Origin of the sequence: Micromonospora sp. WMMD737, from assembly GCF_049179055.1 — a bacterium.
GTDB lineage: Bacteria > Actinomycetota > Actinomycetes > Mycobacteriales > Micromonosporaceae > Micromonospora > Micromonospora reichwaldensis.
The window spans coordinates 1,599,313-1,617,080 of record NZ_JBMHMH010000001.1; the positions used below are offsets into that span (position 1 = coordinate 1,599,313).

The window sequence follows — 17,768 nt, forward strand, 5'->3', positions numbered from 1 at the left end:
CACCGTGGCTGAGACCGAGCTGCCGCCACCGTCGGTGAACGCGGGGGCCGCCCTGGTGCGGCTGGGGGACGTACCGCTGGCCGACCTGCTCGCCGGCGCCGGCGACGGCGTCCTGGCCCACGTGCTCGGCACGCTCGTGGCCGGCGACGAGCCGGGCCGGCAGCTCGACGTGTCGGCGTTCGAGTCGAGCTTCTGACGTGTCCGCCGACGCCCCGACGTCGGCCGCCCCGCCCCACCCTGACCACGCCCGTCCGCCGGCCCGGCACGACCATTTGGCGCCGGCGGCGGGGTCCTGCGGGCCCGGACCGGCGCCGCCGGCCCGGGTCCGGCAACTCGTGCTCAAGGTGCACAGCCGCTGCAACCTGGCGTGCGACCACTGCTACGTCTACCGCAGCGCCGACCAGCGGTGGCGGGAGCGGCCCCGGGTAATCGCGCCGGGCACCGTGGCCCAGGTCGCGCGGCGCCTCGGCGAGCACCTGGCACGGCACGGCCCCGACCGGGTACGCGTCGTGCTGCACGGCGGCGAGCCGCTGCTGGCCGGTCCGGCGACCCTCGACCGGACCGTACGCAACCTGCGGGCGGCACTGCCCCCCGGCACGGCGCTCGACGTCGGCGTGCAGACCAACGGCGTGCTGCTGGACGAGGAGTTCCTGGCGCTGTGCCACCGCCACGACATCGACGTCGGGGTGAGCCTCGACGGCGGCCGGGCCGCCAACGACCTGCACCGCCGCTACCCCGACGGACGGGGCAGTTTCGCCGACGTGGCCGCCGCGCTGCGGCTGCTCGGCCGCCCACGGCACCGGTCCCGCTGGGCGGGACTGCTCTGCACGGTCGACCTGGCCAACGACCCGGTGGACGTCTACGAGTCGCTGCTCGCGTTCGACCCGCCCCGCCTGGACCTGCTGCTGCCGCACGGCAACTGGAGCACTCCCCCGCCCGGGCGCCGGCCGGGCGGCACCGACACCCCGTACGGCGACTGGCTGGTGGCCGTCTTCGACCGCTGGTACGCCACGACGCCCCGCCGCACCGGGATCCGGTTGTTCGAGTCGCTGATCGCGCTGGTGCTCGGCGGCCGCAGCGGCACCCGGGCGGTGGGCTTCGCCGAGCCGGACGTCATGACGATCGAGACCGACGGCACCATCGAGGGCACCGACACCCTGAAGACGACAGACGACGCGTCGATGCGTACCGGCCTCGACGTCTTCCGCCACTCCTTCGACGAGGCGCTGCGGCACCCGTCGCTGGCGGGCCGGCCGACGGGTCCGGCCGCCCTGGCCGCCGCCTGCCGGGCCTGCCCCGTGCTCAGCGCCTGCGGTGGCGGCCTTTATGCGCACCGCTTCCGCGCCGGCGCCGGATTCGCGCACCCGTCGGTCTACTGCCCCGACCTCTACCGGCTGATCGACCACGTACGGCGGGTGGTGGCCGCGGACGTCGACGCCCTGCGCCGCCGCGCCCTGGCCGCTGCGCCCGGCGCCGCCCCGGCCCGGCGGCGGTGAGTCGTGGTGCTCTCCCCCGCACAGCTCGCCAGCCTCGCCGCGGGCCACGGCGACGACGCCACGCTCGAGGTGCTGCGCACCGGTCAGCTCGGACGACGGCGGCTGCTGACCGTCGCCGCCGCCCGCGCGGGCGGGACCGGTTCGCCGGCCGCGCAGTGCCTCGCCCTGCTCACTCTCGCCGAGCGGGCGGATCCGGCGGCCGTCGCCCACGTCCTGGCCCACCCGCCGGTCACCGGCTGGGCCACGGACGCCCTGCACGGCCGCCCCGACGCGGCCTACCTGGCCGGGCTGGCGGGGGCCGCCGCCCTGCGCGCGGGCCTTGCCTTCACGCTCGAGGTGCCCTGCCCACGGGGTGCGCTGCTGCTGCCCACGGTGGGCGGCGCGGTCGGGCTCGGTGCCGGCACCGCGCTCGTTCGTGGCACCGGACTGCGCTACGACCCCCGGTCGGCCGGCGACGGGCGACCGCCGCCGGGGTTGTCGGTGCACGGGCCGGCCGCCGCCGTCCACGCCACCGACGGGTCGGGCGACGGGCACGCCCCGGCAGGCGGGTGGCTGCCGAGCCGCCGGCTCACCCCGGGCTCCGACGCGCCCCCGACCGGGGTGCTCGTCGACGACCAGGATCCGCATCGGAGCCGCTACCACCGGCCGCCGGCGAGCCGCCTGGACGACGCCACGGCGGAGCGGCTCGACCGGCTGACCGGGCAGGCGTGGCACTGGCTGACCGACCGGCTGCCGGCGCACGCCCGGGGGCTGGCCACGCTGCTGCGTACGCTGGTGCCGCTCACGCCGCCGCCGTCCGGGCACCCGGTCAGCGCCACCAGCCGGGCCGCACTGGGTGCCATCGCGCTCTCCGTGCCGGCCGACCCGCAGACGCTCGCGCTGCTGCTGGTACACGAGTTGCAGCACACCAAGCTGGGCGCGCTGCTGGACCTGCTGCCGCTGCACGAGCCGGGCGGCCCGGCCCGCCACCGGGCGCCGTGGCGGTCGGACCCCCGCCCCGTCGGCGCGCTGTTGCAGGGCGCGTACGCCCACCTCGGGGTGGCCGAGGTGTGGCGCTGCCGACGGCACGAGGACGTCCGCTGCGCGTTCGAGTACGCGTACTGGCGGGTGCAGACCGCGCGGGCCGTCGCGCAGCTCGCCGGCAGCGCGGAGCTGACCGACGACGGGCGGGTCTTCGTGGCGGGCATGGCCGGCACCCTGCGCGGCTGGCAGCCCACCGGCGACGCGCGGGTCGAGGCGGCGGCACGCGACGTCGCGGACGGCGGGGCGGTGCGCTGGGCGCTGGCCAACCTGGTCCCCGACGACGACGGCGTGGCGGAGGTGGCGCACGCGTGGCGGCGGGGTCGGCCGCCGCCGCCGATCGCCGCACCCGCCGTCGTGCCCGGCCCGGCCCGGCCCGCGTCGGCCGGCGACACCGGCGCGGAGGCGGCGGTGCGGCGGCGGCTGCTGGCGACGACGGAGCGCGGCGGTACGGGCAGCGGCGAGGCGGACGTGACGGGGCGGGTGGACCGCGCCGACCGGGCGTACGCGGCGGGGGACGTCGGCGGCGCCCTGGCCGGATACCGCCGCCGGCTCGCTGACGACCCCGGGGACGCCGACGCGCTGGTCGGCGTCGCGCTGGCCGCCGGTCGGCTGGGGCGTACCGCCGCCGCACGGGTGCTGACCACCCGTCCCGACCTGGTCCGGGCGCTGTGCCGGCGGCTGCCCGGCGCCGACCCGCTGGCGGTCGCGACCTGGCTGGCCGGCGGCCCCGACTAGACGCACCCCCCGGCCGCTCCCGGCGCAGGGCGGGCCCAGCGCAGGGCGGGCCCAGCGCAGGGCGGGCGCTCGGGCCAGACCGGCGCTCGGCGCAGGGCGGGCGCTCGGGCCAGACCGGCGCTCGGCGCAGGGCGGGCGCTCAGAGCAGGGCGGGCTCGATGTAGCCGTTGAACCGGTCGCGCTGGCGGGCCTGGACCACCCGCGGGTTGTCGCCGCCGAACAGCTGCACGAGCTGGCCGAACGCGTCGTCGTAGAGGGCGCGGCCGGCGTCGGCCTCGCTCTCGGTGGCGATCCTGCTGACCGCGAGGTTGAGCGCCGCCGAGACGCTGTCCGGGTGCTCGGCGCCGAGGGCCCGGATCAGCTCGACGTAGGCGGTGGTGTCCAGCAGCAGGGCGGCGTCGCGCTCGCCGAGCGCGAACAGGTCGTTGGCGAGGTTGAGCGTGGCGAGCAGGGTGTGCGGGTGCCGCTCGCCGAGGCTGGCGAGAAGCTGGTCGCGGACCCGCTGGGCGAGGTCGAGCGCCTGGGGGTGGTCGCCGCCCTTGCGCAGGAACACCCCGAGGTTGTTGAGGCAGGCCAGGGTGATGGCGTGGTCGGCGCCGAGGACGTCGGTGTACGCGTCGCGCAGCCGCCGCGCCATCCGCAGCGCGGTCGGGTTGTCGCCCACCGCCGACCAGGTGGTCGCCAGCGCCATCTCGCAGGAGAGGGTGTCGGCGTGCTCGCCGCCGAGGGTGCGCTGGTAGCGCACCACCGTGCGTTCCAGCACCCGGTGCGCGTCGGCGAAGCGGCCGAGCTGGCGCAGGGTCAGCGCCAGCTCCTTGGCGGTACGCAGGGTCTCCGGGTGGTCGGGGCCGATGATCTTCTGCTGGTTGGCGGAGGTGCGTTGCAGGACGCTGTGCGAGCGCCACAGCTCCCCGGTGTCGCGCAGCCCCCGGCCGTAGTTGCTGGCGGAGGCGAGGGTGGACGGGTCCTCGTCGCCGAAGCGTTCCCGGCGCCGCTCGTAGATGTGCTGGTCGAGCTGGGCCGCCTCGCGGAAGTGGCCGACGAGCCGCAGCGAGACGGCGAGGTTGTTCTCGGCGGTCAGCGTGCGGCCGCTGTCCTCGCCGAAGCTGCGGACGCTCAGCTCCAGGGTGCGCCGGTCGCGCTGCTCGGCGTCGTGGTAGCGGCCCTGGGCGCGCAGGTCGGCACCGAGGCTACGGGCGGTCATCAGGGTGTAGAGGTGGTGCTCGCCGAAGATCCGCCGCTGCCGGTCGTAGACGTCCTGGTCGATCTCGAAGGCCCGGTCGAAGAGGCTCTGCGCGCGCAGCACGTTGGCCAGGTGGAACCGCATCCGCAGCGTGGTGGGGTCGTCGTCGTCGGTGTCGTGCCAGCGTTCCAACGCGTCCTCGGCCAGCGAGCGCGCGGACTCGTAGTCCCCGCGCCGGTAGAGGTAGCGCACCGTGTCGGCGACGAGCTGGCGGGCCTCCTCGGCCGTCGACTCGTGCAGCGCCGAGGGACGTACGTGCGGCCACAGCTCGGCGTAGCGCGGCCAGTTGGCCGGCTTGTCCGGATCGCGGGGGCTGGCGGCGGCGAGCAGCGACTGGGCCTGGCGGCGGGTCTCGGCGGGGTCGTCGAGCTGGTCCTTGATGACGAGCTGCACCAGCCGGTGGATGCGCACGGTGTTGTTCTCCGCGTCGACCTGGGCGAGGCCGTAGCGGCCCAGCTCGGCGGTGACCAGCCCCTGCAGGATCGGGTCGGTGAGGGTGGGGTCGAACGGGGCCATGAAGACGGCGAACCGCTCGCCGGTGAGCATCGCGACCGGGATCGGCTCCGGCGCGTAGTACGAGCACAGCTCCAGCAGGCGCGCGGCGGCGGGCTTCTCCTGCCGCAGCTGGCGCAGGGTCACCAGCCAGGTCGCGGCGAGCGTCTTGGAGTAGCCGGCCGACTGCCGGCCCTCCAGGATGCGCAGCAGGCCGGGGGTGTCCAGCGAGGCGAGGTACTGCTGCACCGGCAGCGCCGTGGCCCGCAGGTAGGCGGCGCCCTGTTCCACCGCCAGCGGCAGGTCGCCGAGCTTCTCCGCGACCTGGGTCGCCTCCTCCTCGGTGAGGCCGCGGACGCGGTCGCGCAGCAGCTGGACGCTCTCCATCCGGTCGAAGACGGTCAGCTCGGTGGCGCCCGCGTACTCGCTCCAGGTCTGGTCGCGCGTGGTGAGCAGGACGTGCCCGGGGCCCTGCGGCAGCAGCGCCCGGGTGGCCCGCGACGGCTCGTCGGCATTGTCCATGATGATCAGCCAGCGCCGGCCGGGGCCGCCCCGGCGCAGCGCGTCGAGCACCCGCCGGACCGCCTCGCCCCCGCCGCCGGCGCCGAGCCCCATCGCCTCGGCGAGGTCGGCCAGGCCGCCCCGGATCCGTTCCTCGCTGTCGGCGGGGATCCACCAGACCACGTCGTAGTCGCGGGCGAAGCGGAGCGCGTACTCGGCGGCGAGCTGGGTCTTGCCGACCCCGCCGAGACCGTGGACCACCTGCACGCCGGAGGCGGGCGAGGCGGTCAACCGGTCGCGCAGCGCCTCCAGCTGCGCCGCCCGGCCGACGAAGGTGGTGCCGTGCTGGCGCACGTTCCACACCGCCGGGAACGATCCGGGGAACCGGCCGACCGCCCGCCCGGTCACCGCGTGCGCGGGTGCGCCCACCTCCTCGAGCAGCAGGGTCCGGGCGGTGCCGGCGTCGACGTCGCTGAGATCGACCGGGGTGCGGTCGGTGTAGGGCAGGGCGAGCCGGGACTCGTCGACCCGCAGCGGCACCAGCACGCCGGTGCCGGCGACCTGGTCCCGGCTGGCGGCGGCCCTCCACGCCTCCCCCGCCAGCGGCGTGGCCGCGAAGTGCCGGGTCAGCACGACCAGCACCCGGCTGGCGGCGGCGAGTGCCCGGTCGAACTCGGTGCGGCCACCCGCGCGCACCGGCACGTCGACCGCGCGGCGGTCCACCCGCAGCCCGGCCTCCTCGAGCTGGTCGCTGATCCACTCCGCCCAGAGCCGGTCCATCGAGGCGTAGCCGACCAGCACGGTCTGCTCGGCGGTGAGCCGGGACCGCTCGAACGCGGTCAGCGAGCGGCGCCGTTCCTCCTCCGGCATCGGCTCCAGCCGGGTGACCCGGCCACCGGTCACCACCGACGCGAGCTGCTCGTACGCCGCCAGCAGGGTGCCCGCCTGCTCCGGACGGTCGCCGAACGCGGCGAGGATCTCCTCGTAGGCGTAGAACGCGCGGTAGGGCACCTCGATGGTGTTCCAGTAGCGGGCCCGCGCGGCGTCGGAGAGGTGGTCGAGGAACGACGCGAACTCGGCCCGGACGAGGTCCCGGCCGGTCTCCAGCTTGCGCAGCTCGGCGTCCTCCACCCGGGTCGGCACGGGCACCAGCAGCGGCGGGTCGTCCGGGCGCTGGGCGCGGATCGAGCGGGCCACGGCCGACGCGCCGCGGATGCTCTGCGTCGACATGGTGAAGCAGTTGACGACGGTGTCGGGCAGTTGCACGGTGCAGATGCCGGCGACGTCGCTCAGGCCCGTACGGCTGTCGATGAGCACGATGTCGTACTCGGCGCGCATCTGCGCGCGGACCGCGTCGAAGAAGGCCGCCCCGCCCTGGCGTTCGTAGAAGTTCGACCAGTCGAAGGTGCTCACCAGCCGCGAGTACGCCGAGTCCTGCTGGCCGGCCGCCACGAAGTCGATCACGCCGCCGTGCGGGAACTCCCAGTTCAGCGAGACCGCCCGCCGCTGGATCTTGGCGTGCCCGGCAAGCAGCTCCTGCGGGTCGTCGCCGGGGTTGCGCTGCATCGTGGCCATCGAGTAATCCCAGATCATCTCGATGACCCCGGGGGTGGCGCGCAGCTCGGAGTCGCGCAGGAACGGATGGAAGTAGCGGTGCAGGCCGGGCGACTCCAGGTCCCAGTCCACCACGAGCACCTGGAGGCCCTGGCTGGCCAGGATCCAGGCCACGTTGGCCAGCGCCATCGTGCGTCCCGTGCCGCCCTTGTACGAGTAGAACGTGACGATCTGCCCGCGTGCCGCGTCGTTCACCGCCATCGGCTGACCGCCTCCATCAGGGACCTTCGAGGATCGGGCGGTGCACCGGGCCGTCCGACGGCGGCTCCTGGTAGACCGTGCCCGTACGGTAGATGCGGCTCTGGGCCACGACCAGCGCGTCCTCCAGCTCGGCGTGGAAGCGGCCGGCGGTGGCGATCTCCGGTCGCCACATCGCGGGATCGTTGCGCACCACGTGGTGCGACAGCACGCGCGCCAGGGTCTCCCACAGCCGCTGGTTGCCGTCGGCCGCCGCGTCGTCGGCGGCAGTCCAGGGCACCAACACGGGGGTGGTGGTGTCGGGGTCGCGGTCGTAGCCGACGAGGCTCAGCTCGTAGCGCGGCAGGCCGGCCGACCAGACGTCCACGACGAGCACGACGATCTGGTTGTGCGCCCGGGCCCACTCCCGCACCTCGGCGAGGTCGACGGCGTCCTCGACCGTCCAGCCGTAGCTCTTGGTGGTGGCGACCGCCCCGGCGTAGCTGCCGATCGGCGCCTCCAGCTCGGGGCGGTACGGCCGCCAGTCCCGGGCCAGCGCGCCGTAGCGCTCCTCCGCCCCGCTCCGGGTGCCGGCCAGCTCCGCCGCGCTGCCGGCGGCCAGGACGAACCAGACGTGCCGGGCGCTTGTCGAGCGGGGCGACCGGGCGGCGGACGAGCCGGGTGCCGGCCGCCGGCGGGTGGTCTCGAAGGCGCTGGTGACCTGGGCGAGCACCGGCCGTCGGGCGGGCCGGAGCAGGCGGTGCTCGCGGTCGGTCTGCACGATGTGCTTGGCCAGCGCGTCGACGAAGTCCTGGTACTCGTCGTGGTGCCGGCGGCGCTGCTTGAGGGTGAGCAGCCCGTCCTGGGCGTACACGGCGCCGGCCGGGAAGTTCTTGTGCTGGAAGCCGGTCAGCGCCTCGGGCACGCGGTCGCAGGGGATCCAGCGGATCGGCAGCACGGCGGGGGGACGGCGACGGAACTCCCGCTCGTGCGCGTCGACCCGGTCGGCGAAGACCCGGAACTCGCGCCCGCAGTAGTCACTGACCACGTAGCGGGGGGAGGTCAGGGCCACCAGGCAGGAGCTGGTGGCGAGGGCGTCGGCCAGCTCCTGCGACCAGGTCGCGCCGAGCGGCAGCTGTCCGTCGACGAATCCCGCCTGGTCCCAGCCCACACCGGCCAGCCGGGCCACCGCCTCGCTGAGATCGCCGAAGAACTCCTGCACCTGGCCGTTGCGGTTGTCCTCATGGGCGTAGCTCAGGATGAAGAGTGGCACGCCCGCCTCCGCTCACGGGTTCCACGATCGTACGGAAAGTATATGTCCGTCGATGCCAGGGTAGCGTCGTGCGGATCTTCGCACCGACCCGTGGAGAGTCGCATCCCCGACGCTTGCGCGCATGCGTCGGCGACACACCGACCCATCATGGGTCACTTAAATAAGGGGTGACTGATATAAAGGGTTCCGTGCACGCCTTCGACGTACTCGGTGACCCGGTGCGGCGCCGCATCCTCGAACTGCTCACCGACGGCGAGACGACCGCCGGCGGGCTGTGCGACGTGATCCGGCGGGAGTTCGGGATCTCCCAACCGGCCGTCTCCCAGCACCTCAAGGTGCTGCGGGACAACGGCTTCGCCACCGTGCGGGCGGAGGGGACCCGACGTCTCTACGCCGTCGATCCCCGGCCGCTGCGGGAGGTCGACCGCTGGCTCGACAACTTCCGCCGGTTCTGGACGCCGCCCCTGCACGCCCTCGCCACCGAGCTGGCCCGAGGCAAGCGCGAACGGCGGCTGCGCGAGCAGCCGCCCGCGACAGACGACACGACCGACCACGGGAGAGACCGATGATCGACGCGACCGAGCAGATCAACGCCGTACGCCGCCAGCTCGGCCGGCGGGTGCTGGAGGCCGGCGAGGCCCGGGTGATGACCATCAGCCAGACGTACGACGCGTCGCTGGAGGACCTCTGGGACGCCTGCACCAACGCGGAACGGATCCCCCGCTGGTTCATGCCGATCTCCGGTGACCTGCGGCTGGACGGCCGCTACCAACTGGAGGGCAACGCCGGCGGCACGATCGAGCGCTGCGACCCGCCGAAGGGCTTCACCGCCACCTGGGAGTTCGGCGGCGAGGTGAGCTGGATCGAGGTGCGGCTGACGCCGGTCGGGGACGACCGGACCCGGTTCGAGCTGGAGCACGTCGCGCACGTCGACCAGGAGCGCTGGGACCAGTTCGGCCCGGGCGCGGTCGGGGTCGGCTGGGACCTGGCGCTGCTCGGCCTGGCGTCGTACCTGGCCGCCGACGGCAGCGGGGTCACGCCGGAGGAGGGCGAGGCCTGGTCGGTGTCCGAGCAGGGCCGGCAGTTCGTGACGGCGAGCAGCGAGCGGTGGGGCGAGGCGAGCGTCGCCGGCGGCACCGACGCCGAGGCCGCCCGGGGCGCCGCGGAGCGCACCACGGCCTTCTACACCGGGGCGCCGCCGGCCTGACCGCCCCGCCCGGCCGGCGCGGCGGACACCGACCGCCCCGCGCACCCGACCGCGCGGCGCGGCTCCGACGCCCGCGCCGGCGGCCGGCCGGAAAAGCACGCGCGTTCCGTCGGACCCCTCGGGCAGACTCGCCGCCATGTCGCCGCGATCCGTCACCGAGCTCGTCGCCGCCGTCCACGCCGGCGAGAAGATCCGCTACCTGCATTTCTGGGGTCACCGACCGCAGCGTGACGGCAGCGTCGGGCCCGGCTGCCTGAGCCAGTGGTGGCCGGCCCCGTTCACCGACGGCGAGCGGACGTACGCCACCGCCGAGCACTGGATGATGTGGCACAAGGCGATGCTGTTCGGCGACGCGGCGGTCGCCGAGCGGATCCTGGCGGCCGGGCACCCCCAACGCGCCAAGTCGCTCGGCCGCGAGGTGCGGGGGTTCGACCAGGCGACCTGGGAGGCCCGGCGCTTCGACATCGTGGTGGCGGGCAGCGTCGCGAAGTTCGACCAGCACGACGACCTGCGGGCGTACCTGCTCGGCACCGGCGAACGGGTGCTCGTGGAGGCCAGCCCGCTCGACCGCGTCTGGGGCATCGGCCTGGCCGCCGACGACCCGCGCGCGGACGATCCGGCGCGCTGGCAGGGTGCGAACCTGCTCGGCTTCGCCCTCATGGCGGCCCGGGACGCACTTCGCGCGGGCCGACCCTGACCGCCGGGAGCCGCCGCCGCACGCCCCGGGCGGCGGCTCGCGGCGGCCCCTGGCGCGCCGGGTAACGTGCTGCGGCATGACCGCCGTGGCGTACTCCCACTGCTCCTTCTGCGGCGCCGCCTATCCGGCGGGGGCCGGTTGGCCGCGGGCCTGCGCGGCCTGCGGCGCGACGGTCTGGCGCAACCCGCTGCCCGTCGCGGTGGCGGTGCTGCCGGTCCGCACGGCCCGCGGCCTCGGGGTGGTGGTCGTCCGCCGCGACATCGAGCCCGCCCGCGGCCAGCTCGCGCTGCCGGGTGGCTTCATCGAGTACGGCGAGGAGTGGCAGGAGGCGCTGGTCCGGGAGCTGTGGGAGGAGACCGGCCTGCGCGCCGACGCCGCCGACGCCCGGCTCCTCGCGGTGCACGGCGCCCCGGCCGGCGGCACGATCATGGTCTTCGGCGAGCTGCCCGAGCGGCGGGCCGAGGCGCTGCCGCCGTCGGCGCCGACCGAGGAGGCCACCGAGTGGCTGGTGCTCACCGAGCCGACGGAGCTGGCCTTCTCCACCCACACCCGGGTGCTCGCCGAATTCCTCGCCCGGCGCGCGGGCTGAGCCGGACGGCTCAGTCGGCCAGGTACCGGGCGGGCACCGCGTCGGTGAGCCAGACGCCGTTGGCGCTGCGATAGAAGGCGTGCCCGTCGCGGGCCATCGCCGCCGCGTCCACGGTCAGCACCACCAGCTCGCCCGGCCGGCGGGCACCGACCCGTCGGGCGGTCGCCGGGTCCGGCGACAGGTGGACGTGGTGCCGCCCGGCCCGGTGCAGGCCGGTGGCCCGGATCGAGTCGAGCGCGACGCGGCTGGTGCCGTGGTAGAGCCGCGCCGGCGGCGGGCTGGGCGTCAGCTCCAGGTCGACCGGGATCGAGTGCCCCTGGTTGGCCCGGATCCGCTCGACGCCGCCGGCACCGCGTTCCACGGCGAAGCGCTGCTTGTCGTTGCCGGCCACCACGGCGTCCAGGTCGGCGCGGTCGATCCCGAGCGCGGCGAGCAGGTCGTCGACCGACACCCAGCCGGCCCGGTCGGGCGCGAGGCCGAACCGGGCGGGCTCGTGCCGCAACGCCAGGGACATCCGCTTGCTCAGCCGCACCATCGCCCGGTGATCCATTGGCGGAGTCTCCCCCGCCGGGCGCCGGCGGCGCCATCGGATTCGGCCGGACCCGGCCACCGCATCGACGCCGGGCCGGCCAGCCCCGGCCGGCAGCCGATATCCTCGGCCGGGTGAACGCGGCCCGACAGAACGAGCGCAGGCTGATCGCCTCCAACAAGAAGGCGCGGCACGACTACACGGTCCTGAAGACCTACGAGGCGGGCATCGTGCTGGCCGGCACCGAGGTCAAGTCGCTGCGCGAGGGTCGGGCGTCGCTGGTCGACGCCTTCGCCCAGGAGCGCGACGGCGAGCTGATGCTCTACGGGCTGCACATCGCCGAGTACGGCTTCGGCAGCTGGACCAACCACGCCCCCCGGCGCACCCGCAAGCTGCTGCTGCGTCGGGTGGAGATCGCCCGGATCCTGGAGCGGACCCGCGAGGGCGGCCTGACGCTGGTGCCCCTGTCGATGTACTTCTCGGGCGGCTGGGCGAAGGTCGAGCTGGCCCTGGCCAAGGGCAGGAAGTCGTACGACAAGCGGCAGGCGCTCGCCGAGCGTGACGCCGAGCGGGAGATCGCCCGGGAGCTGGGCCGCCACCTCAAGGGCCGCACGACACGGCGGGGCTGACCGCTCCCCCGCGCCCCGCACGCCGGGGCTGACCGCACCCGGTGCCTCCCCCGCCCGCCGGCCGGCCGTCAGCGGGGGCCGGCGGACGGCGGCGCGGACGAACCGGCGGGCCCGGGCGACGGCGGCGCGGACGATCCGCCGGACCCGGGCGACGGCGGCGCGGCGGGGTCCCCGGCGGGCACCCGACCGAGGCAGCGCGGGTTCGCCCGCCCCACCGGTTGCCGGGGGATCATCCAGTCCAGCGCCGTCTCCTCCACGTGCCAGCCGTAGACGTCCACGCGGGTGACCGGGATCCGTCCCGGGTCGGGGCAGAGGAGCTGCCCGCGTACCTGTCGTTGGGCAGGAAGCGCACCTCACCCCGCCCGTCGAGCACGATCGTCATCCGGTCGGTCACCGTGACCGCCTGGCCCCGTACCACCTCCCGCACGGGGCCCGCCTCCGGGCCGACCTCGACGGCGACCGCGGGCAGCAGCGGCACCCGCAGGAAGACCACCCCCGTCACCAGCGGCACCACCGCCGCCACCGCGTAGGCGAGGCTGTGGGTCAGCGCCGGGGCGACCGGGCGCGGCACCGGGCCGGTGAGCACCACGGCTCCCAGCGGGGGCACGACCAGCAGCAGGGCCGTGGCCAGTTCGCCGTCGCCGATCGCGGCCGGCACGGCGGGCGCCAGCCAGGCGTAGCTCGCGGTCGCCGCCACGACCGGCAGCACCAGGGTGGTGACCAGCAGCAGGCGGGGCCGGTCCGGGTACCGGAGCCGGGTCCGCAGCGCCAGCAGCCAGAGGGCGAGCATCATCAGCAGCGGCAGGAACCGCAGCTGCCAGGTGAGCGCCGCCAGCGCGATCGCCGCCACCAGCACCCAACCGGGGGTACGCACGGTGCCGTAGGCGAGCAGCGAGCGATCCGGGTCGAACCGGTCAGGCGCGCTGACCTGGAGCAGCCGGCCGAGGACGGTCAGCACCAGCACCACCAGCGGCAACGCCCACACCAGCGCGATCAGCAGGGCGCTGAGCAGCCCGAGCGGGCTGACGTACTGCACCAGCAGCAGCATCGTCGGCATGTCCTGCCGGCTGAGCCGCCAGAGCCGCAGCACCAGCAGCAGCACCGGGAACGCGGGCAGCAGCGTCAGCAGCCACTGCTGCGCCTGTTGCGCCTGCTTGGTGCCCGGGCGACGGTCGGCGCGCCCGAGCGCGGCCGGCTCGGAGACGGCAGGGCCCATCTCTCCCACGGCCACTGCCGCACCTCCACCTTCTCCTCGGGCTCCGGCTGCCGGCCGACCGCCACCTGCTGCAGGTTGCTGTACTGCTGCTCCGAGGCCAGGTACCGGTCGAACGCCGCCTTCCACCGGTAGCCGTCGGGCCCCTCCGCCGACTGCTGCAGGGAGAGGTTGACCAGGTCCCGCATCGCCGGATTGGGGCCGGTGTTCACGCCCCACTTCTCCGCCGCCTCCTCGCCGATGTCCCAGTGCTGCAACTCCTGGCGCCCCCGCAGCTTCACTGCCGGCGGCAGCTCGCCCGGCGGGCGGGGGCCCACGAAGCCGGCCAGGATCGCCGCGTCGGTGGTGACCGCGTCGACCTGCCTGTCGTAGAGCGCCTGGATGCACTCGCTGATCCGGTTGCGGCCGATCGGGCTCGCGCCGGCTTCCCGCAGGCGCCGCTCCGAGGTGGACGTGCCCAGCGTGCAGACCTTCGCCCGGTCGAGGTCGCGCAGGCTGGCGACCTTGCGGTTGTCGGACGCGCGCGTCACCACCGACTGCTCGGTCTCCAGGTAGGGGAAGGAGAAGACCACGCCCTGCTCCTGGCGCTGCTCGGTGATGCTGTAGGAGGCGACCACCAGGTCGACGGTGACGAAGCTGCCGCCGGCGTCGCGCGCCTGCCGGCGGGCCCGGTCCTCGCTCTCGATCGCCAGCAGCGTCACCTCCGGCGCGTCGAACCCCAGGTCCTCGGCGATCATGTACGCGATCTCGATGTCGAAGCCCTCGAACGCGCCGTTCTCCAGCTTCTGCGCCACGCCCGGCTGGTCGTCCTTGACCCCGATGACCAGCCTGTCCCGGTTGGTCAGCCCCGCGCGCTCACGCAGCTCGTCCCAGGTGGGCGGGCCGGTCGCCACGATCACCCGCACCGTGGCCGCCACGATCACCGCCAGCAGGAGCAGCAGGGCCGCCAGGCGCACCTGCCGGGACCTCGACCGGCGGGCGGTGGCGGCCGCCACGGATTCCGGCGCCGGTGGGTTGCCGCTGCCCTCGTCGTCCTGACCCAACTCGGCCCTCCCGGTCGCCGTCCCCCGCCCGAGCCCTCCATTGTGGTCCATGCCGCCAGGTCACGACAGCATCCGGACGGCCGGTCGTGTCGCGGCGGCGCTTGCGGCGAACACGAGGAGCAGGGGCTTTTCCGGACCGCATCCGCGATGGCTGGCCCGCTCTTATCCTCGCATCTGCCGGGCGATAGGCTGGGCCGGTGACGACGTTCCGCATCGGGGAGGCCGCCGAGCTGCTCGGCGTCAGCGCCGACACCGTGCGCAGGTGGGTCGACGCCGGGCGGCTCGCCGCCGGCCGCGACCAGCACGGGCACCGGGTCATCGACGGGGTCGAGCTGGCCGCGTTCGCCCGGGGGCAGGCCGTCGAGCCCGACGACCGGTCGGACGCCTCCTCGGCCCGCAACCGGCTGCGCGGCATCGTGGTCAACGTCGTCAAGGACACCGTGATGGCGCAGGTCGACATCCAGGCCGGGCCGTTCCGGATCGTCTCGCTGATGAGCCGGGAGGCGGTCGACGAGCTGGACCTGCGCGTCGGTTCGCTGGCCGTCGCGGTGATCAAGTCGACCACGGTGGTGGTGGAACGTGCCTCCCCGTCCGGGGCCTCCCGGGGGAGGCAGGGGCCGTGAGAGCGGCGGGGCGGGCGCGGACGGTCGCGGCGATGGCGATCACCGCCCTGGTGGCCCTGGCCGGGTGCGGCGCGGGCACCGCCGCCGGGGGCGGGCCCACGGACGGCACGGTGACCGTGTTCGCCGCGGCCTCGCTGACCGAGTCGTTCACCCGGATCGGCCAAGACTTCGAGGCGGCCCACCGGGGCACGACCGTGGTCCTCAACTTCGCCGGCAGCGCCGCGCTGGCCGCCCAGATCAACCAGGGTGCCCCGGCCGACGTGTTCGCCTCGGCGGCGACGCGCAACATGGCCACCGTCACCGAGGCCGGCAACGCCGACGGCGACCCGGTGATCTTCGTCCGCAACCAGCTCGTCGTCGCCGTGCCGAAGGGCAACCCGCGGGGCGTCGCCGGGCTGGCCGACCTGGCCCGGCCGGGCGTGAAGGTGGCGCTCTGCGCGGAGCAGGTGCCCTGCGGGGCGGCGGCGCGGACGGCGCTCGACGCCGCCTCGGTCGCGCTCACCCCGGTCACCCTGGAGCAGGACGTGCGGGGCGCGCTGTCCAAGGTGCGGCTCGGCGAGGTCGACGCGGCCCTCGTCTACCGCACGGACGCCCTGGCCGCCGCGGCCGACGTGACGGCCGTCGAGTTCGGCGAGTCCGCCCGCGCCGTCAACGACTACCCGATCGTCGCGCTGCGGGACGCGCCCAACCCCGACGGCGCGCGGGCCTTCGTCGCGTACGTCCGCTCGGAGCGGGGGCGCGCGGTGCTCACCGCGGCCGGGTTCCAGGCGCCGTGACGCGTACCCACGGCGGTCGCCTGCGCCGACGGGGCCCCGGGGTGCCCGTCGCGCTGCTGCTGCCGGCCGTGCTGGGCCTGGTCTTCCTCGTCCTGCCGCTGGTCGGGCTGGTGGCCCGTACGCCGTGGGCCGACCTGCCGCAGCGGCTCGCCGCGCCGGGCGTGCTCACCGCGCTGCGGCTGTCCCTGCTGTCCGCCACGCTGGCCACGCTGCTCTGCCTGCTGCTCGGGGTGCCGCTGGCCTGGCTGCTGGCCCGCGTCGAGTTTCCCGGCCGACGCCTGGTACGTGCCCTCGTCACCGTGCCACTGGTGCTGCCGCCCGTCGTCGGCGGGGTGGCGCTGCTGCTGGTCTTCGGCCGGCGCGGCCTGCTCGGCGGCTGGCTCGACGCGACCTTCGGGATCACCCTGCCGTTCACCACCGCCGGTGTGGTGCTGGCGGAGGCGTTCGTGGCGATGCCGTTCCTGGTGATCGCCGTGGAGGGGGCGCTGCGCGGGGCCGACGGCCGGTACGAGGAGGCGGCGGCGACCCTCGGCGCCGGCCGTTGGACGACGTTCACCCACGTCACCCTGCCCCTGGTGGCGCCCGGTCTGGCGGCCGGTGCGGTGCTGTGCTGGGCCCGGGCGCTCGGCGAGTTCGGCGCCACCATCACCTTCGCCGGCAACTATCCGGGGCGTACGCAGACCATGCCACTGGCGGTCTACCTGGCGCTGGAGACGGACGTGCAGGCCGCCGTGGTGCTCAGCCTCGTGCTGCTCACCGTCTCGGTGGCCATCCTCGCCGGGCTGCGCGACCGCTGGATCACCAGCCCGTGAGCGCGCCCCTGCTCGACGCGCACCTCGTGGTGCAGCGGGACGGCTTCCGCCTCGACGTCGCGCTGCGGGTCGCCGCCGGCGAGGTGGTCGCGCTGCTCGGCCCCAACGGGGCGGGCAAGACCACCGCGCTGCGCGCGCTCGCCGGCCTGCTGCCGCTGACCGGCGGGCACCTCACCCTCGACGGCGTCGACCTGGACCGGCCGCGGCGCCGAGCCTGGACGCCGACCGAGCGCCGGCCGATCGGCGTGGTCTTCCAGGACTACCTGCTCTTCCCGCACCTGAGCGCGCTGGAGAACGTGGCGTTCGGGCCCCGGCGGCACGGCGCCGACCGGCGTACCGCCCGGCGGACCGCCCACGACTGGCTGGACCGGGTCGGCCTGGCCGAGCACGCCCACCGGCGGCCCCGGCACCTCTCCGGCGGGCAGGCGCAGCGGGTCGCGTTGGCCCGCGCGCTCGCCGTCGAGCCGGCGCTGCTGCTGCTGGACGAGCCGCTCGCCGCGCTCGACGCCCGCACCCGGCTGGACACCCGGGCCGAGCTGCACCGGCACCTCGCCGCGCACCCGGGGGCCACCCTGCTGGTCACCCACGATCCGCTGGACGCGTTGGTGCTGGCCGACCGGCTCGTGGTCGTCGAGGAGGGCCGGGTGGTGCAGGAGGGGGACGCCGCTACCGTCACGGCGCGGCCGCGCACCGACTACGTGGCCCGGCTCGTCGGGCTGAACCTGCACCGGGGCCACGCCGACGGGCACCGGGTCCGGGTCGCCGACGGGCTGACCCTCACCGTCGCCGACCGGCTCGACGGGGAGGTCTTCGTCGCCTTCCGGCCCTCGGCGGTGGCCCTGCACCCGTCGCGCCCCGAGGGCAGCCCGCGCAACACCTGGGCGGCGACGGTGGCCGGCGTCCAGCGGCACGGCGACGACCTGCGGGTGCAGCTCGACGGGCCGATCGGGGTGTCGGCGGACGTCACGCCGGCCGCCGCCGCGCAGCTGCGACTGGCCCCCGGCCAGCCGGTCTGGGCCGCGGTGAAGGCGGCGCAGACCCACGCGTACCCCGCCGGCTGAACCCCGGCGGCCCCGGGGCGGGCGGCACGCGCGAG

The 17,768-nt window shown here is 75.5% G+C and carries 17 protein-coding genes; 12 read left to right on the forward strand and 5 right to left on the reverse strand.

The features are described 5' to 3' along the window. Positions 1 to 4: 4 nt before the first annotated feature. From fxsA to ACN27A_RS06325, 3 genes are read left to right on the forward strand one after another with little or no spacing between them, the layout of a single operon-like run. Entirely contained in the window at positions 5 to 196 is a 192-nt protein-coding gene (gene fxsA, locus ACN27A_RS06315; protein ID WP_421450322.1) for an FxSxx-COOH cyclophane-containing RiPP peptide, read from the forward strand. A 1-nt stretch (position 197) separates the two neighbouring features. Beyond that, positions 198 to 1,496 carry an FxsB family cyclophane-forming radical SAM/SPASM peptide maturase gene (locus ACN27A_RS06320; RefSeq protein ID WP_421450323.1) on the forward strand — a complete coding sequence of 433 codons (1,299 nt, stop codon included), beginning with the start codon at positions 198 to 200 and terminating at the stop codon, positions 1,494 to 1,496. A gap of 6 nt (positions 1,497 to 1,502) precedes the next feature. Next, entirely contained in the window at positions 1,503 to 3,254 is a 1,752-nt protein-coding gene (locus ACN27A_RS06325; RefSeq protein ID WP_421450324.1) for an aKG-HExxH-type peptide beta-hydroxylase, read from the forward strand. A 139-nt stretch (positions 3,255 to 3,393) separates the two neighbouring features. On the opposite strand, the gene fxsT is transcribed toward ACN27A_RS06325, so the two are convergent. Then, entirely contained in the window at positions 3,394 to 7,305 is a 3,912-nt protein-coding gene (gene fxsT, locus ACN27A_RS06330; protein WP_421450326.1) for an FxSxx-COOH system tetratricopeptide repeat protein, read from the reverse strand. 16 nt (positions 7,306 to 7,321) lie between these two features. Next, positions 7,322 to 8,554: a TIR-like protein FxsC gene (locus tag ACN27A_RS06335; protein ID WP_421450328.1), complete on the reverse strand. Its 1,233-nt coding sequence runs from the start codon at positions 8,552 to 8,554 to the stop codon at positions 7,322 to 7,324. 188 nt (positions 8,555 to 8,742) lie between these two features. Here ACN27A_RS06335 and ACN27A_RS06340 point away from each other — a divergent pair, with 188 nt between their 5' ends. The 4 genes from ACN27A_RS06340 to ACN27A_RS06355 all read left to right on the forward strand — a co-directional run bounded on the left by ACN27A_RS06340 (position 8,743) and on the right by ACN27A_RS06355 (position 11,047). Then, entirely contained in the window at positions 8,743 to 9,123 is a 381-nt protein-coding gene (locus tag ACN27A_RS06340) for an ArsR/SmtB family transcription factor (protein ID WP_421450329.1), read from the forward strand. Continuing rightward, complete coding sequence (locus tag ACN27A_RS06345) at positions 9,120 to 9,761, forward strand: SRPBCC family protein (protein ID WP_421450331.1); 642 nt, start codon at positions 9,120 to 9,122, stop codon at positions 9,759 to 9,761. Before ACN27A_RS06340 ends, ACN27A_RS06345 begins: the two co-directional genes overlap by 4 nt. 136 nt (positions 9,762 to 9,897) lie before the next feature. Beyond that, entirely contained in the window at positions 9,898 to 10,458 is a 561-nt protein-coding gene (locus ACN27A_RS06350; RefSeq protein ID WP_421450333.1) for an NADAR family protein, read from the forward strand. Positions 10,459 to 10,534: 76 nt separating this feature from the next. After that, positions 10,535 to 11,047 (forward strand): NUDIX domain-containing protein, encoded by a 513-nt coding sequence (locus tag ACN27A_RS06355; protein WP_357576353.1) that lies wholly within the window; start codon positions 10,535 to 10,537, stop codon positions 11,045 to 11,047. A gap of 10 nt (positions 11,048 to 11,057) precedes the next feature. Here ACN27A_RS06355 and ACN27A_RS06360 read toward each other — a convergent pair whose 3' ends face one another. Continuing rightward, a complete protein-coding gene (locus ACN27A_RS06360) occupies positions 11,058 to 11,597 on the reverse strand; it encodes an RNA 2'-phosphotransferase (RefSeq protein WP_421450334.1) in 540 nt (179 codons plus the stop codon). Between the two features lie 113 nt (positions 11,598 to 11,710). Here ACN27A_RS06360 and smpB point away from each other — a divergent pair, with 113 nt between their 5' ends. Then, positions 11,711 to 12,205, forward strand: a complete 495-nt coding sequence (gene smpB, locus ACN27A_RS06365) for an SsrA-binding protein SmpB (protein WP_421450335.1) — start codon at positions 11,711 to 11,713, stop codon at positions 12,203 to 12,205. A gap of 229 nt (positions 12,206 to 12,434) precedes the next feature. Here smpB and ACN27A_RS06370 read toward each other — a convergent pair whose 3' ends face one another. Both ACN27A_RS06370 and ACN27A_RS06375 read right to left on the reverse strand, forming a co-directional pair. Next, the gene (locus ACN27A_RS06370) at positions 12,435 to 13,436 is read right to left on the reverse strand and encodes a hypothetical protein (protein WP_421450336.1); all 1,002 of its coding nucleotides are present in this window, start codon (positions 13,434 to 13,436) and stop codon (positions 12,435 to 12,437) included. Further along, positions 13,328 to 14,512, reverse strand: coding sequence for a transporter substrate-binding domain-containing protein (locus tag ACN27A_RS06375; protein WP_421450338.1), 1,185 nt, complete (start codon positions 14,510 to 14,512; stop codon positions 13,328 to 13,330). Before ACN27A_RS06375 ends, ACN27A_RS06370 begins: the two co-directional genes overlap by 109 nt. Positions 14,513 to 14,658: 146 nt before the next feature. On the opposite strand from ACN27A_RS06375, the gene ACN27A_RS06380 reads away from it, so the two are divergent. From ACN27A_RS06380 to ACN27A_RS06395, 4 genes are read left to right on the forward strand one after another with little or no spacing between them, the layout of a single operon-like run. Beyond that, positions 14,659 to 15,084, forward strand: a complete 426-nt coding sequence (locus tag ACN27A_RS06380; RefSeq protein WP_421450339.1) for a TOBE domain-containing protein — start codon at positions 14,659 to 14,661, stop codon at positions 15,082 to 15,084. A gap of 32 nt (positions 15,085 to 15,116) precedes the next feature. Continuing rightward, positions 15,117 to 15,860 carry a molybdate ABC transporter substrate-binding protein gene (modA, locus tag ACN27A_RS06385; protein WP_421450341.1) on the forward strand — a complete coding sequence of 248 codons (744 nt, stop codon included), beginning with the start codon at positions 15,117 to 15,119 and terminating at the stop codon, positions 15,858 to 15,860. Next, the gene (locus tag ACN27A_RS06390) at positions 15,857 to 16,672 is read left to right on the forward strand and encodes an ABC transporter permease (RefSeq protein ID WP_151452947.1); all 816 of its coding nucleotides are present in this window, start codon (positions 15,857 to 15,859) and stop codon (positions 16,670 to 16,672) included. Before modA ends, ACN27A_RS06390 begins: the two co-directional genes overlap by 4 nt. Then, positions 16,669 to 17,733, forward strand: coding sequence for an ABC transporter ATP-binding protein (locus ACN27A_RS06395; protein ID WP_421450343.1), 1,065 nt, complete (start codon positions 16,669 to 16,671; stop codon positions 17,731 to 17,733). Before ACN27A_RS06390 ends, ACN27A_RS06395 begins: the two co-directional genes overlap by 4 nt. The last annotated feature ends 35 nt before the right edge of the window (positions 17,734 to 17,768 follow it).

What these genes read in the sequence shown, in the direction of transcription:
- fxsT (WP_421450326.1), bottom strand. Translation starts at nt 7,305, where the DNA reads ATGGCGGTGAACGACGCGGCACGCGGGCAGATCGTCACGTTCTACTCG.
- ACN27A_RS06345 (WP_421450331.1), top strand. Translation starts at nt 9,120, where the DNA reads ATGATCGACGCGACCGAGCAGATCAACGCCGTACGCCGCCAGCTCGGC.
- ACN27A_RS06350 (WP_421450333.1), top strand. Translation starts at nt 9,898, where the DNA reads ATGTCGCCGCGATCCGTCACCGAGCTCGTCGCCGCCGTCCACGCCGGC.
- ACN27A_RS06355 (WP_357576353.1), top strand. Translation starts at nt 10,535, where the DNA reads ATGACCGCCGTGGCGTACTCCCACTGCTCCTTCTGCGGCGCCGCCTAT.
- ACN27A_RS06360 (WP_421450334.1), bottom strand. Translation starts at nt 11,597, where the DNA reads ATGGATCACCGGGCGATGGTGCGGCTGAGCAAGCGGATGTCCCTGGCG.
- ACN27A_RS06375 (WP_421450338.1), bottom strand. Translation starts at nt 14,512, where the DNA reads ATGGACCACAATGGAGGGCTCGGGCGGGGGACGGCGACCGGGAGGGCC.
- modA (WP_421450341.1), top strand. Translation starts at nt 15,117, where the DNA reads ATGGCGATCACCGCCCTGGTGGCCCTGGCCGGGTGCGGCGCGGGCACC.